The organism is Nitrosomonas sp., assembly GCF_019635155.1.
Taxonomy (GTDB): domain Bacteria; phylum Pseudomonadota; class Gammaproteobacteria; order Burkholderiales; family Nitrosomonadaceae; genus Nitrosomonas.
Genome location: NZ_JAHBZY010000005.1, coordinates 35,607 through 50,988 on the forward strand (window position 1 = coordinate 35,607; position 15,382 = coordinate 50,988).

14 protein-coding genes and 1 tRNA gene are annotated in these 15,382 nt (G+C 43.1%); 14 read left to right on the forward strand and 1 reads right to left on the reverse strand.

The window, feature by feature from the left end; translation table 11 throughout:
• Positions 1-86 precede the first annotated feature (86 nt).
• From KF839_RS04930 to lon, 11 genes are all read left to right on the forward strand, one after another.
• Positions 87-542, forward strand: a complete 456-nt coding sequence (locus KF839_RS04930) for an NUDIX hydrolase (RefSeq protein ID WP_292916724.1) — start codon at positions 87-89, stop codon at positions 540-542.
• A complete protein-coding gene (gene mnmA / locus KF839_RS04935; protein WP_292916725.1) occupies positions 532-1,647 on the forward strand; it encodes a tRNA 2-thiouridine(34) synthase MnmA in 1,116 nt (371 codons plus the stop codon). Before KF839_RS04930 ends, mnmA begins: the two co-directional genes overlap by 11 nt.
• A gap of 179 nt (positions 1,648-1,826) precedes the next feature.
• On the forward strand, positions 1,827-2,510 hold the full coding sequence (locus KF839_RS04940; RefSeq protein ID WP_292916726.1) for a YiaD family glycine zipper/OmpA-like lipoprotein: 684 nt from the start codon (positions 1,827-1,829) through the stop codon (positions 2,508-2,510).
• A 437-nt stretch (positions 2,511-2,947) separates the two neighbouring features.
• Positions 2,948-3,238 (forward strand): co-chaperone GroES, encoded by a 291-nt coding sequence (groES, locus tag KF839_RS04945; protein ID WP_292916727.1) that lies wholly within the window; start codon positions 2,948-2,950, stop codon positions 3,236-3,238.
• Positions 3,239-3,300: 62 nt separating this feature from the next.
• Positions 3,301-4,950: a chaperonin GroEL gene (groL, locus tag KF839_RS04950; protein WP_292916728.1), complete on the forward strand. Its 1,650-nt coding sequence runs from the start codon at positions 3,301-3,303 to the stop codon at positions 4,948-4,950.
• A 165-nt stretch (positions 4,951-5,115) separates the two neighbouring features.
• Complete coding sequence (locus KF839_RS04955) at positions 5,116-5,862, forward strand: YciK family oxidoreductase (protein ID WP_292916729.1); 747 nt, start codon at positions 5,116-5,118, stop codon at positions 5,860-5,862.
• 75 nt (positions 5,863-5,937) lie between these two features.
• A tRNA-Leu gene (locus KF839_RS04960) sits at positions 5,938-6,022 on the forward strand.
• A 95-nt stretch (positions 6,023-6,117) separates the two neighbouring features.
• Positions 6,118-7,422 carry a trigger factor gene (gene tig / locus KF839_RS04965; RefSeq protein ID WP_292916730.1) on the forward strand — a complete coding sequence of 435 codons (1,305 nt, stop codon included), beginning with the start codon at positions 6,118-6,120 and terminating at the stop codon, positions 7,420-7,422.
• A gap of 1 nt (position 7,423) precedes the next feature.
• The gene (gene clpP, locus KF839_RS04970) at positions 7,424-8,065 is read left to right on the forward strand and encodes an ATP-dependent Clp endopeptidase proteolytic subunit ClpP (protein ID WP_292916731.1); all 642 of its coding nucleotides are present in this window, start codon (positions 7,424-7,426) and stop codon (positions 8,063-8,065) included.
• Between the two features lie 72 nt (positions 8,066-8,137).
• Positions 8,138-9,412: an ATP-dependent Clp protease ATP-binding subunit ClpX gene (gene clpX, locus KF839_RS04975; protein ID WP_292916732.1), complete on the forward strand. Its 1,275-nt coding sequence runs from the start codon at positions 8,138-8,140 to the stop codon at positions 9,410-9,412.
• 217 nt (positions 9,413-9,629) lie between these two features.
• The gene (gene lon / locus KF839_RS04980; RefSeq protein ID WP_292916733.1) at positions 9,630-12,041 is read left to right on the forward strand and encodes an endopeptidase La; all 2,412 of its coding nucleotides are present in this window, start codon (positions 9,630-9,632) and stop codon (positions 12,039-12,041) included.
• A 39-nt stretch (positions 12,042-12,080) separates the two neighbouring features.
• Here lon and KF839_RS04985 read toward each other — a convergent pair whose 3' ends face one another.
• Positions 12,081-12,836: an endonuclease/exonuclease/phosphatase family protein gene (locus tag KF839_RS04985; RefSeq protein ID WP_292916734.1), complete on the reverse strand. Its 756-nt coding sequence runs from the start codon at positions 12,834-12,836 to the stop codon at positions 12,081-12,083.
• Positions 12,837-12,917: 81 nt separating this feature from the next.
• Here KF839_RS04985 and KF839_RS04990 point away from each other — a divergent pair, with 81 nt between their 5' ends.
• The 3 genes from KF839_RS04990 to KF839_RS05000 all read left to right on the forward strand — a co-directional run bounded on the left by KF839_RS04990 (position 12,918) and on the right by KF839_RS05000 (position 15,272).
• Positions 12,918-13,403: a CDP-archaeol synthase gene (locus tag KF839_RS04990; protein ID WP_292916735.1), complete on the forward strand. Its 486-nt coding sequence runs from the start codon at positions 12,918-12,920 to the stop codon at positions 13,401-13,403.
• A 16-nt stretch (positions 13,404-13,419) separates the two neighbouring features.
• Positions 13,420-14,004, forward strand: a complete 585-nt coding sequence (locus KF839_RS04995) for a CDP-alcohol phosphatidyltransferase family protein (RefSeq protein WP_292916736.1) — start codon at positions 13,420-13,422, stop codon at positions 14,002-14,004.
• Positions 14,005-14,078: 74 nt separating this feature from the next.
• Positions 14,079-15,272, forward strand: coding sequence for an HD-GYP domain-containing protein (locus KF839_RS05000; RefSeq protein WP_292916737.1), 1,194 nt, complete (start codon positions 14,079-14,081; stop codon positions 15,270-15,272).
• Positions 15,273-15,382 lie beyond the last annotated feature (110 nt).

A 15,382-nucleotide genomic window follows, 5' to 3' on the forward strand; every position in this document is an offset into this window, starting at 1 on the left:
TACATCAATGCGATAATCACTATCTTGCTTGTATATACGCTGCAGTAACGTGTAGCTTGCCTACTTTTTTCATTTCGTTAGAAGCTATGATTTGGAAACCTAATGTGACGGTTGCAACCGTCGTTGAACAAAACGGAAAATATTTACTGGTCGAGGAAGAACCGGAAGCCGGGCTCGGTTTGTTTTTCAATCAGCCGGCGGGACATTTGGATCCCGGCGAGTCGATTATTCAAGGAGCTATCCGGGAAACACTCGAGGAAACCGCGTATACCTTCGTACCCGAGTACTTATTGGGTATTTACCAATGGCATTCGCAGCGAGCCGGGGTTACTTATATCCGATTCGCATTCGGTGGCCGGGCGACGCATCACGATCCGCTGCGAGTGCTTGATACCGGTATTGTCCGTGCGGTTTGGTTGAGTTTTGATGAAATCATGAAGGAAAGCCATCGGCATCGCAGTCCGCTGGTCATGCAATGTATTCGCGATCACCAGGCCGGTAAGCGTTATCCATTGGAATTGCTGACACATTATGAATCCTAATTCGGCGAAGAAATACCGGGTTGTGGTGGGGATGTCCGGCGGTGTTGATTCTTCGGTTGCCGCTTATTTGCTGAGGCGGCAAGGCTACGATGTGGTCGGTTTGTTCATGAAGAACTGGGAAGATGACGATACCGACGACTATTGCTCGTCCCGCCAGGACTTCCTGGACGCAGTGTCGGTTGCGGATGTAATTGATATTCCTATCGAAGTTGTGAATTTTTCCGCGGAGTATAAAGAGCGGGTGTTTTCACATTTTCTCGCAGATTACCAGGCCGGGCGAACCCCGAACCCCGATGTGTTATGCAACGCGGAGATTAAATTCAAGGCTTTTCTGGATCATGCGAATAAACTTGGCGCCGATTACATTGCAACCGGGCATTATGCGCAGGTACGCAAAACCGACAAATCTTTTCAGTTGTTGAAGGGCGAAGATGGCAGCAAAGATCAAAGCTACTTCCTGTATCGCTTGAATCAAACGCAACTGGCGAATACGCTTTTTCCAATCGGGCATCTGTACAAACGCGAAGTGCGAATCATCGCGAAAGAGGCGAATCTGCCCAACTCTTCGAAGAAGGATAGTACCGGTATTTGTTTTATCGGCGAGCGTCCGTTTCGCGAATTCCTCAATCGTTATTTACCGCATGAACCTGGAGAAATCCAAACCCCCGATGGTCAAGTGATTGGCCGGCATCTCGGCTTGATGTATTACACCATCGGACAGCGGCAAGGATTGGGTATCGGCGGTACACGCGATGGTACCGATGAACCGTGGTTCGTGTCCGCCAAAGATATGACTCGAAATGTGCTAATTGTCGTCCAAGGTCATAATCATCCGGATTTGTTAAGATCATCGCTTATTGCAACGGATTTGACCTGGATAAGCGGGAAAGCACCCCATTGTAATTGGGTTTATGCGGGTAAGACCCGTTATCGCCAAGCGGATGCTCCATGCGCAATTAGCGCTTTGACGCAAAAGCACTGTCAAGTTGATTTTGCGCAAAACCAATGGGCTGTGACGCCCGGTCAATCGGTTGTGATTTACGAAAGTAGAGTGTGCTTGGGAGGCGGGATTATCGCCGATGAAAACGCTATTGGATTTTTTTGATATCAAGCATTTTCTCGGCTTGCGGCGCTCATCGACTGTTTTACGGGGTTTTTGCGAGTTATAGCTAATCGCGTAGTAGCTTTGCGATACTTCTTTTTTACAGTAATTTAAGTTCTTATATTATTATTGACTTAACTGCTGCTTCAATTCGATTCGCTATTATAAATAAGGAAATTTTTATGAAAACACGAATAATACTTATGATTCCAGCAATTATCGCAACATTAGGTGGTTGTGCAACAATGTCCGAGTCGCAACGCGGGACGGCTCAAGGATCCGCGATTGGTGCCGGTGCCGGTGCTGCGATTGGTGCGCTCATCGGTGGTGGAAAAGGTGCTGCAATCGGCGCAGGTTCGGGAGCGTTGCTAGGGGCAGGCGCAGGTTATTTATGGTCGAAAAAAATGGAAGAACAGAAACAGCAAATGGAAGCTGCTACAGCAGGTACTGGCGTACAAGTTTCACAAACTGAAGACAATCGGCTCAAACTGAACATTCCCAGTGATATCTCTTTTGATTCTGGCAAATCTGATATCAAACCGGGCTTTAAGCCGATTCTCGATAACTTCGCAACAAGCCTGACTAATAATGCGAACACAATCATCACAATTGTGGGCCATACAGATAATACTGGCAGCGATGCGATTAATAATCCCTTATCAGTTAATCGGGCTGCCAGTACACGCGACTATCTGGTTGGACGAGGTGTATCCATCAATCGTGTCCATATTGATGGTCGTGGTTCTCATGAACCAATTACATCAAATGACACGACGGAAGGAAGAGCGGAGAATCGCCGTGTGGAAATCTTTGTAACGGAACAACAGGCATCACCGGAAGCGTCTCCTGCGTCGCATAAACACTAAGATTTTAAGTCAAATGCCGCTGCCAAGGTCGTGGTGTTTGACTTATATAACAAACTATGTAACTCAAAGCCGGTTTTAATGGCACAATTCAGTTGTGCAAGTTAGACTTGCAGAATCAGGTTGTCTGAAACCTTCTCCGTTACCGTTACTGATTGATAATAATTCCGAAGTTGTTTATTTTTTTATTCCGGTTTTATTTCCTTCCTTGCAAATAAGTTTTAAATCTAAGAGGTTGTAAATTGGGTCGTAAATTTTTTTACTATCTGCCCTTGAAATTCTCAAGCACAATCCCTAATATCAGCACTCATGGTTAGAGAGTGCTAAAATAAGTATTATTAACGATTGATACCCTGATTATTTCGTAATTCCAAGAAAATTATGTGCTGTTACGTGACGGCATAGATTTTAAATCCATTATTTTTACAGGAGAAAACAGTATGAAAATTCGCCCTTTGCATGATCGTGTGGTTGTCAAGCGGTTGGAAGATGAACGTAAAACCGCCTCAGGTATTGTTATTCCCGATTCTGCGGCTGAGAAACCGGATCAAGGCGAGATATTGGCTGTCGGCAAAGGAAAAATCGGTGACGATGGTAAACTGTGTCCAATGGAAGTGAAAGTGGGCGATAAAGTATTATTTGGGAAATATGCCGGTCAGACAGTAAAAGTTCATGGCGAAGAGTTATTAGTCATGAGAGAAGAAGATATCATGGGCGTGATTGAAGGTTAATCGCGTCGGTTCGGCGACTCGCTAAAGATAATGTGTTGTTGAGAGATTAGGAGAGAAAAGTTATGTCAGCAAAAGAAGTGAAGTTTCATGATTCAGCGCGCCATAAAATGGTGGCAGGTGTCAATATTCTGGCCGATGCGGTTAAAGTAACATTGGGTCCTAAAGGTCGCAATGTGGTGTTGGAACGTTCTTATGGCGCTCCCACCATTACTAAAGATGGTGTTTCAGTTGCCAAAGAAATCGAATTGAAAGACAAATTCGAGAATATGGGTGCGCAAATGCTGAAAGAAGTTGCCAGCAAAACATCCGATGTGGCAGGTGATGGAACGACAACAGCGACGGTATTGGCGCAAGCGATTGTTAAAGAAGGCATGAAGTTTGTTGCCGCCGGTATGAATCCAATGGATCTGAAACGGGGAATTGATAAGGCCGTAGGGGCGGCGGTTGACGAATTGAAGAAACTGTCCAAACCATGTGCAACAGCGAAAGAAATTGCGCAGGTTGGCAGTATTTCAGCTAACTCCGATACCGAAATCGGTAAGATCATTGCCGATGCCATGGATAAAGTGGGCAAGGAAGGCGTAATCACGGTGGAAGACGGTTCCGGATTGCAGAACGAATTGGAAGTTGTGGAAGGCATGCAATTCGATCGCGGTTACTTGTCGCCTTATTTCGTTAGCAGCGCAGAAAAACAGATCGCGCTGTTAGATAATCCGTTCATCTTGTTGCACGATAAAAAGATTTCTAATATTCGCGACTTGTTGCCGGTGCTGGAGCAAGTTGCCAAAGCAGGAAAACCACTGTTGATCATCGCAGAGGATGTCGATGGCGAAGCATTGGCTACGCTGGTTGTTAATAATATACGTGGGATCCTCAAAACCTGCGCGGTGAAAGCTCCGGGATTTGGCGATCGTCGTAAAGCCATGCTCGAAGATATCGCGATTCTTACCGGTGGTACCGTAATCGCTGAAGAAGTCGGTTTAACTTTGGAAAAAGCGACTTTGAACGATTTGGGCCAAGCTAAGCGGGTTGAAGTGGGTAAAGAAAATACCACGATCATCGACGGTGCCGGCGATGCTGCCAATATTGAGGGCCGTGTCAAACAGATTCGTACTCAAATTGAAGAAGCAACCAGCGACTATGATAGAGAGAAACTGCAAGAACGCGTGGCTAAGCTTGCCGGAGGTGTTGCATTGATCAAAGTCGGCGCTGCAACCGAAGTTGAAATGAAAGAGAAAAAGGCTCGTGTTGAAGATGCATTGCATGCAACGCGCGCAGCAGTTGAGGAAGGCGTTATTCCAGGTGGTGGCGTCGCTTTATTGCGTACAATCTCGATTGTTAAGAAACTGAAAGGTGACAATCACGATCAAGACGCCGGTATTAAAATCGTGTTGCGTTCTCTGGAAGAGCCGCTGCGCCAAATCGTGACCAATTGCGGTGATGAGCCATCGGTTGTTGTTAATAAAGTAGCTGAGGGACAAGGCAATTTTGGTTACAATGCAGCTACCGGCGAATATGGTGATTTAGTTGCAATGGGTGTGCTTGATCCAACGAAAGTAACTCGCTCGGCATTGCAAAATGCGGCATCGGTTGCAAGTTTGATGTTGACGACTGATGCAATGATTGCCGAACTGCCTAAGGAAGAAGCTGCTCCTGGCGGTGGCATGGGCGGTATGGGTGGCATGGGCGGTATGGGCGGCATGGATATGTAACGAAGCAGTTCATAACTGAGTACCCAACTCTATGATATTAAACAGACCCCGATTATTTTGGGGTCTGTTTTTTTATAGATACTGCTTATTGATCGGAGGAATATCGATGATTTTTCGACTGTTATTTTTGATTGAAAAATAAATTAACGTGATAAATTCTAAATTATGGATGCATTGGAAAATTATTCTGCGCCTGAAGATCTGCTTAAGGATCGGGTGATTCTTGTTACAGGCGCGGGACAGGGGCTGGGTCGCGCGGCAGCATTAGCATATGCGCGCCACGGAGCGACAGTGATACTGCACGGTCGCAAGGTTAAGAAATTAGAGAGTGTTTACGATGAAATCGAAACAATCGGTAAAGCTCAGGCATTAATTTTTCCATTAGACTTCGAACGTGCGGAAGAAAAGGATTATGCCGTGTTAAGCCAGGCAATCGAACAGCAACTGGGGCGGCTTGATGGGATCCTGCATAATGCGGCTCTTCTATATAATTTGAGCCCGTTAGAGTATCAGACACCGGAGCAATGGCGAGTGATATTCCAAGTTAATTTAATCGCGCCTTTTGCAGTGACGAGGGCATGTTTTCCATTGCTTAAAGCATCACCCGACGCAAGTGTCATCATGACCTCAAGCACACAAGGTAATCAACCTGCAGCCTATTGGGGTGGTTTTGCAGTAGCTAAGGCTGGGATTGAAGCATTGACAAAGATTCAGGCAGATGAATGGGAAGCAATGCCTAACCTTCGCATCAATAGCATTGTGCCAGGCATCGTAAATTCACCTCAACGAATAAAAACACATCCGGGTGAACTCAAAAAAATCATGCGGCAACCCGATGACTTAATGAGAACTTACCTGTATTTGATGGGCTCCGATAGCAAGGGAATCAGCGGCAAAACTTTTTATTGTTAGCACACTACCTCTATTAAATGATCGGGCTGCGGTTGGCAGGATTAATAGGTATAATCGCTTAAAATATCGGAAAATGCGAAAGTGGCGGAATTGGTAGACGCACCAGATTTAGGTTCTGGCGCCGAGAGGTGTGGGGGTTCGAGTCCCCCCTTTCGCACCAAATGGGATAATTGCTGAGAGCTTGGCTTTTTAAATGAGTGGTTGTCAGTAAAGAATTGAATATTTCTAAAAATAGTTAATCAGTCAGGAATTTGAATGGGATCAAATGTAGAAAATCTTGGTGCGCTGGAACGCCGTTTTGATATCACGATTTCTCGAGAAGGTTTGCAGAATGAGATTGATGATCGATTGAAACGAATTGCAAAAACAACTAAGTTGCATGGCTTCCGGCCAGGAAAAGTTCCTTTGAAAATAGTCACGCAAATGTACGGAGCGCAAGTACAGCAAGATGCGTTAAATGATGCCGTGCATAAGGAGTTTAAAGAAGCGATCAAGGAGCATAATTTGCAGATCGCAGGTTATCCACGCTTTGAGGAAAAATCATCTGACGGTGATGCTACGCAATATACTGTTAGTGCTACATTTGAAATCTATCCTAAAGTTGTCCTGGGTGATTTAAGTCAACACAACATTGAGCGGCCTAAAGTTCAAGTGTCAGAGGGAGATATTGATAAAACTCTGGAGATGATTTGTAAACAGCGTACGATCTATCAGTTTGTTGACCGAGCGGCAAAATCGAGTGATCGGGTCAAGATAGATTATCATGGCACAATTGATGGAGAGGGCTTTGCTGGTGGAACGGGTAACGATGTTCAATTGGTTCTTGGGGATGGAAAGTTTCTTAAAGATTTCGAGAATTCATTGATTGGTATGAAACCAGGAAATAGTAAATCATTTGATGTCATTTTTCCGGAAGATTATCATGGTAAAGATATCGCAGGAAGAACCGTTACTTTCGAAGTGAAACTTATCTTGCTTGAGGAACCAGTAATACCTACAGTAGATGTTGAGCTTGCTAAATCATTGGGTATCGCCGATGGAGATCTGAAAAAGCTTCGTGAAGGGATACAAAAAGACCTTGAGCGAGAGGTTTCCAGAAGAATCAGAACAAAACTTAAAGAGCAAGTTATGCAAGTATTGCTGGATAGTACTCCACTGGAAGCGCCCAATGCTTTGGTTAATCAAGAGATTGAACGGTTAATGCAGGATGCGAAGAATGACCTTGAAGCACGTGGAATGAAATCCAAAGAGATCCCGCTAGCGGCTGATTTATTTAAAGGAAAAGCAGAGTACCGTATTAAGTTAGGTCTTATTTTGTCAGAGCTTGTTAAAGAACATGCGCTTAAAGCTACATCCGAACAAGTTCGCAGTATTATCGAGGATGTGGCGCAGAGTTATGAGAATCCGGAACAAGTAGTGAAATGGCATTATGCCTCTTCAGAGCGCTTGCAGGAAGCGGAAGCGCTTGCATTAGAAGAAAATGTTGTAAATTGGGCTTTGGAGAAAATAAAGCAAAGCGACAAATCAGTAACTTTTGATGAGCTCATGGGGATCTCCTGAAATGATTCAACTCAATAATGATGTGAGAAATATGGAACCAATGAATCTGGGATTAATTCCAATGGTCATTGAGACGAGCGGAAGGGGTGAACGGGCGTACGACATCTACTCACGATTACTAAAAGAAAGAGTTGTGTTTTTAGTGGGTCCAGTTACGGAAGCAAGTGCAAATTTGGTGGTTGCACAGTTATTATTCCTTGAATCTGAAAATTCAGAAAAAGATATTTATTTTTATATTAATTCTCCTGGAGGGATGGTGTCTGCTGGTATGGCGATATACGACACCATGCAGTATATAAAACCGGATGTTAGTACCTTGTGTATTGGGCAGGCTGCAAGTATGGGAGCATTGCTACTAACTGCCGGAGCGAAAGGAAAAAGACATTGCTTGCCGAACTCGCGCGTCATGATTCATCAGCCGCTGGGAGGTTTTCAAGGACAAGCATCGGACATAGAGATACATGCCCGAGAGATTTTATACCTTAAAGGTCGTTTAAACGAAATTTTAGCAAAACATACAGGACGCCCTGTTTCAGATATTGAAAAGGATACGGATCGTGATAACTTTATGAGTGCAATTGAATCAGTTAATTACGGTTTAGTTGATGCAGTATTGTCGCATAGAGATGAAAGTGCTTCTTAAGTAGTAGGATTTGCTTGTTTCAATTTTATTTAGGATACGGGTCGTTAAACTCGATTACGATGGGAAAAGAATATGCCAGACAAAACGAGTGGTGAAAAACTTCTTTATTGTTCTTTTTGCGGCAAGAGTCAGCATGAGGTGCGAAAGCTCATTGCAGGTCCTTCGGTATTTATTTGTGATGAATGTATTGATCTTTGTAATGACATTATTCGTGAAGAAATGCAGGGTGATGAAGCTACGAAATTAGTTAAATCTAATTTACCCGTACCACGTGAAATATGTCAGATACTCGATCAATATGTAATCGGACAAGAATCGGCGAAAAAGATACTTTCAGTTGCAGTCTATAATCATTATAAACGTCTGAGGAATGTCGTAAAATCGGATGAAGGTGATGATATCGAGCTATCCAAAAGTAATATATTACTGGTAGGGCCGACAGGGTCTGGCAAGACATTACTTGCGCAAACGCTGGCTCGATTGTTGGATGTGCCGTTTATCATGGCCGATGCAACTGCATTAACGGAAGCTGGTTATGTTGGTGAAGATGTCGAAAACATTATTCAAAAATTGTTGCAGAAATGTAATTATGATGCCGAGAAAGCACAGCGAGGTATTGTATACATTGACGAGATTGATAAAATTTCTCGTAAATCCGATAACCCTTCAATAACACGCGATGTTTCTGGTGAAGGTGTACAACAAGCGCTTCTGAAACTGATCGAGGGAACAGTTGCAATGGTTCCTCCGCAAGGTGGTCGGAAGCACCCTAATCAAGAATTTATTCAAGTCGACACCACAAACATTTTATTTATTTGCGGTGGCGCATTTGATGGATTGGATAAGGTGATCAGGGCACGCACTGAGAAAGGTGGAATCGGGTTTGGTGTTGAAGTAAAAAATACTACACGTAGTAATGTAAATAAAGTCTTGCAACAGGTTGAACCCGAAGATCTTGTGAAATTCGGATTGATACCTGAATTTGTTGGACGTTTACCTGTGGTTGCTACATTGGAAGAACTTAATGAGGCGGCGTTAATTCAGATTCTTACAGAGCCAAAGAATGCGCTTGTTAAGCAATATTGGAAGATGTTCAACATGGAAGGAGTTGATCTTGAATTTAGGGAACCAGCACTTAAAGCTATTGCAAAAAGCGCTTTGTCCCGCAAAACAGGTGCTCGTGGCCTTCGTTCTATTTTGGAGGAGATACTGCTGGATATCATGTACGATTTGCCATCGCTAGACAATGTCTCGAAAGTTGTAATTGATCACAACGCATCAAGTAATGATATTAAACCGATCTTAATCTATTCGGACCAACCCAAAGTAGCTAAGCGTTCTAAATGAAAGTCAGCTAGTGAAGTTGTGTAAAAGTTATATTAGGGTATTACTAAGCTTTTTCATAACGTCTTTTACAGAAATTGCGATAAAGGATAATTATTGCGTATTTACACGTCTAATTGCTCGATTATAACCGGTACTTATATGCTAGTGTATTTTGCGTATTCTATGTTTCTCAATAGCGCAAATTTTTCCAAACAGTTATAAATTTTATTAAGCCGATATGAATTCTTTATTAGAAAATTCCGAGCAGTTGATATTGCCGTTGCTTCCCTTGCGAGATGTGGTGGTTTTTCCACATATGGTCATTCCACTATTTGTCGGAAGACACAAGTCGATTAAGGCGCTTGAGTTGGCAATGGAATCAAATAAAAATATTCTTCTCGTTGCTCAGAAAGTCGCATCGAAGGATGATCCTGCTCCTGAAGATCTCTATGAAGTGTGTAGTATTGCCAGCTTACTGCAGATGCTCAAACTTCCCGATGGAACGGTCAAGGTTTTAGTTGAAGGCAATTATCGCGCACGTATTCATGAGTTGATTGATTCCGAGACTCATTATTCAGGAAGGGCTACACGAATCGAAGTTAATGTGGCTGATAATCCGGAAGCGGAAGCGATGCGGCGTGCTATCCTGACACAGTTCGATCAATATGTGAAACTTAACAAGAAGATACCTCCAGAAATCATTACATCAATGGGTGGTATTGACGATGCAGGACGTTTAGTCGATACAATTGCGGCTTACTTACCACTTAAGCTGGAACAGAAGCAGGAGGTTCTTGAAATATTTGATGTTTCGAAACGTCTTGAACATTTGTTAGGCTTGCTCGAAACAGAGCTTGATATTCTTCAAGTGGAAAAAAGAATACGTGGTAGGGTTAAGCGGCAAATGGAGAAAAGTCAGCGTGATTATTACCTGAATGAACAGGTAAAAGCCATTCAGAAGGAACTGGGTGAAGGCGAAGATGGCGCGGATATTGAAGAGATAGAGAAAAAAATAAAAGCCGCTCAGATGCCTAAAGAAGCACTCACTAAAGCGGAATCCGAGTTAAAAAAACTGCGGTTGATGTCGCCGATGTCTGCTGAAGCGACCGTTGTGCGTAACTATATTGATGCACTTGTTGCTTTGCCGTGGAAGAAGAAAAATAAAATCAATCAAGACCTAAAAGCAGCAGAAAATGCATTGGAAAAAGATCATTACGGCTTGGAGAAAGTTAAAGAACGAATTGTAGAATATCTGGCTGTTCAACAACGTGTAAGCAAAATGAAAGCCCCCATCCTTTGCTTAGTCGGCCCTCCAGGTGTTGGTAAAACATCACTGGGACAATCCATTGCACGTGCGACGAATCGGAAATTTGTACGCATGTCGCTTGGAGGGGTGCGCGATGAAGCGGAGATCCGCGGACATCGACGGACATACATTGGGTCCATGCCGGGAAAAATCTTGCAGAATATGAGCAAAGTGGGGATCAAAAATCCATTATTTCTGCTTGATGAGGTGGATAAAATGGGTATGGACTTCCGAGGTGATCCATCATCTGCATTGCTCGAAGTACTTGATCCTGAACAGAACAATACTTTCGTAGATCATTACATCGAAGTGGAATATGATTTATCAGACGTAATGTTCGTGGCAACTGCTAATACCTTAAATATTCCTCCCGCTCTTCTTGATCGCATGGAAGTGATCAAATTATCTGGCTATACGGAAGACGAAAAATTAAATATTGCCACTCGCTATCTGCTAACCAAGCAAATGCATAATCATGGACTTAAAGATAGTGAATTGACCGTTTCAGAGTCTGCATTAAGAGATATTGCTCGATATTACACGAGAGAAGCAGGTGTTCGGGCAATGGAGCGAGAAATTTCAAAAATCTGCCGAAAAGCTGTAAAAGCATTATTACTTAAGAAAGGGAAAGGCAAAGTAGCTGTGACATCAAAGAATCTTGATAAATTTCTGGGTGTGCGCCGCTTTACCTATGGCATTGCTGAAGAAAAAAATCAAATTGGGCAAGTTACTGGTTTGGCATGGACGGAAGTCGGGGGCGAATTATTAACTATCGAGGCAGTGGTGCTGCCTGGTAAAGGGAAGACCATCACAACAGGTAAGTTGGGTGAAGTGATGCAGGAATCCATACAAGCGGCATTATCAGTGGTTCGAAGTCGTGCCCATATATTTGGATTGCCGGAAGATTTTTATCAAAAGAACGATATTCATATACATCTACCGGAAGGCGCAACGCCGAAAGACGGTCCAAGCGCAGGAATTGGGATTTGTGTTGCAATGGTATCGGTCCTGACAAATATAGCTGTGCGGGCAGATGTGGCTATGACCGGGGAAATCACTCTAAGAGGTGAGGTGCTTCCAATCGGGGGGCTGAAAGAGAAATTACTTGCAGCCCATCGTGGAGGTATCAAAGTTGTTATTATTCCTGAGCAAAATGAAAAGGATTTGGCTGACATACCAGCAAACGTAAAAAATCAATTAACGATCCACCCTGTTAAATGGATCGATCAAGTACTTGATTTGGCATTGGAACACAAACCGGAGCTGCTCCCGGCATCTATTTCCCAACCGTCATTGCCATCCGGCCCTGAAGAGCAGATTATCGAAACTGTTATAAAGCACTGAGTGAGAATGTCAACAGGATGAAATCTTGTTGACATTCTTCTAAGTCAATTTGAACTCGGCAAATAACGGGATATGGTCAGACATGCGGCGCCATGGCTGACCATGCAAGAAATTGCAATTGATAACATCGAGACCACGGAAATAAATACGATCCATTGATAATACTGGAAGCCAAGAGGGAAATGTGCGGGCATAAGTGCCATTGGTAGTTTTGAAAACCTCTTTTACGCCCAAATCACGATACAGATAGTGCTCCGCCCGACCGCGCCAGTCGTTAAAATCTCCCGCAATTATTAATGGTTCATCAGATGGTACATGCGAATTGATACGTCTTGCCAATGTGGAGAGTTGATGTTCTCTTTCCAGTCCAAATAAACCGAGGTGTACACAAATGATATGAACTTTCAGGTTGGTGCCGGGGATTTGAATTGTTCCATGCAGCAAACTCCGGCTGGCCGATCGTAATAGTGATACATTGATATTATCCCATTCGATAAACGGATATTTACTTAGAATGGCATTTCCATGATGCCCTGATTTATAAATGGCATTCTTACCATAAGCGAAGTGCTGCCAAACTTGATCTGCTAGAAATTCGAATTGCCGGTTATTTGGCCAATCGTCAAAACGGTTGTCGGAGATATTGCGTTCACCATGAACTTCTTGCAAGAAAACTATATCGGCATTGATATGCCGCAGGGAACTCTTAATTTCATGAAGAATAAAGCGAAGATTACTCGCACTGAATCCTTTATGAATATTATAGGTGAGCACTTTCAGAGATAAGCCGGTCATACGGTTCCTGAGTCATTAATTCTCAAACGGATCAAAAGACCGAGCGAAAAAAAGCATATTTCTCAAAATGGATTATTGATATTGCCGATCGAATTTTTACAATTGCTGTTTTTAATTATAACCGCAAATGGTGCGCCAGTATTGGTACGGTTGCTACTGAAGGATCATTTAGACCTTGCAATAGATTTTGGTGCAAAATTTGTAGACGGCAATCGTATTTTTGGGTCTTCAAAAACCTGGCGAGGAATTATAGCTGCATTACTGGCAACATCGATTGCGGCTTTTCTGCTAGAGCATTCTCTTGAGACGGGTTTTCAAATTGCAGTATTCGCAATATTCGGCGATTTGCTATCGAGTTTCATAAAACGCCGTTTGGGAATGAAATCAAGCAGCAAGGCATTCCTGCTTGATCAAGTGCCGGAATCGTTACTCCCGGCTGTAATGATGAAGCATAGTTTTGCTCTTGCGCCAGTAGACATACTATTTCTTGTTTTTATTTTTGTTGTCATTGATCTTGTAATGACATACATTCTTTATCACTGGAGGATTTTAAAGAATAAATCTTAACTTTCAGGGAAGAGTCATGAATCATACAAAGAATCAGATAATTAATATTCCTAATCTGGTAAGCTTGATTCGCATTTTGACAATACCGTTTTTATTTTACTTTGCGCTTACTCATCAACCTCGTTGGTTTATAGGTGTATTGTTATTCGCAGTATTTACAGATGTACTGGATGGTTTTTTGGCCAGATTGCTTAATCAAATAACTGCGGTGGGTTCACGTCTCGATAGCTGGGGAGATTTCTTTATCTATACCACCATGGCGATTTGTGCCTGGATTTTATGGCCGGAAATTGTTGTCCGGGAAAAATTTTATTGGTCGATCATCGTATTGAGTTTCACGCTGCCAGTGGTTGTCAGTTTCGTCAAGTTCCGCACAATCAGCAGTTATCATACGTGGAGTGTAAAGCTGGCGGTGGCGATATCCGTAGTAAGCTATGTTTTGCTTTTTACGGAACTATTGGATTGGCCGATTAGAGTGGCTGCTATTTTTTGCTTATATGCTGCAATCGAAGAGATTGCTATCACCTTGCTGATTCAGCATGAACTGGTTGATGTTAGAACTGTTTGGCAAGCACTACGTTATAAAAAGAATAACCGGTAGGTATCGTATTAAACTCTGAGGCTGGCTCGAAGCAAGCTTTGTCGACTGATTATTTTTCTAGTGTGATTTTGTTTATGATAAAAAAAGTTCAGGCTAACGAAGTTCGATTAGGAATGTATATCCATGAATTGCGTGGAAATTGGCTGGAGCATCCCTTCTGGAGAAAATCATTTAAGCTGGAACAACAGAAGGATTTGGATAAATTGCTCGGTTGCAGTTTCGACGAGATATGGATTGATACCGCTAAGGGATTGGATGTCAAAAGTCTCGAACGCAATCCGGAGCCCACTAAATCCATCGCAGAGCCTGCGAAGCCGGTCAAAAAACTTCAGGCGCCGGTTTCGATTGAGGAAGAAATGCATGAAGCAAAAAAAATCCATAGTAAAGCGAAAGAAGCGGTCACCAGCATGTTTACCGATGTTCGCATGGGTAAAGCGCTGGAGATCGAGGAAGCAACTGTATTGGTGGATGAAATTAATCAATCCATGGAACGCAATCCGAATGCTTTGTTAAGCTTGGCACGGTTGAAAACTGCTAACGAATATACGTATTTGCATTCTGTGGCGGTCTGTATGTTGATGGTCGCGCTTGGAAGACAAATGGGATTGCAAGGTGAGCAACTCAGGCAAGCGGGTGTTGCCGGATTGCTGCATGATGTCGGGAAAATGGTGATTCCTAGCGAAGTATTGGACAAGCCGGGAAAATTAACCGATGAAGAATTTGCGATTATGAAAAGTCATCCTCGGCGTGGTTGGGAAATTCTCAAGTCATGCTATCAGGTGAAGGAGTCGGCACTGGATGTATGTTTACACCATCATGAACGAGTGGATGGGAAAGGTTACCCGGATAAGTTGTCTGGTGACGCGTTAACGTTGTTTGCCCGCATGGGGGCGGTTTGTGACGTCTATGATGCCATCAGCTCGGAACGTTGTTACAAAAAAGCTTGGTCACCCGCGGAATCTATCCATAAGATGGCTTCATGGAAAGACGGGCATTTCGACGAGACCGTGTTTCATGCTTTTGTAAAAACTATCGGAATTTATCCGAATGGTACACTCGTCAAATTAAAATCTGGGCGCTTGGGTGTGATTATCGAACAATCGAAAAAAAATCTGACAACACCGATTATCAAGATATTTTTTTCCACGCGCGCTAACGCTCATATACCTATTGAAATTATGGATTTATCAAAAGGATCGGATAGCGTTGTCAATGTTGAGGATCCACTCAAATGGCAATTCGATATCAATAAATTGCAGGGAATATAGCTGGTGCAATGAAAATTGCCAGCGATATTTGTAAACGTCTAATGAAAATACCCCGCAATCGCGGGGTATTTTTTTAAGAGCGAGCAACTGGCAGCAGCTAACAAAGCCGC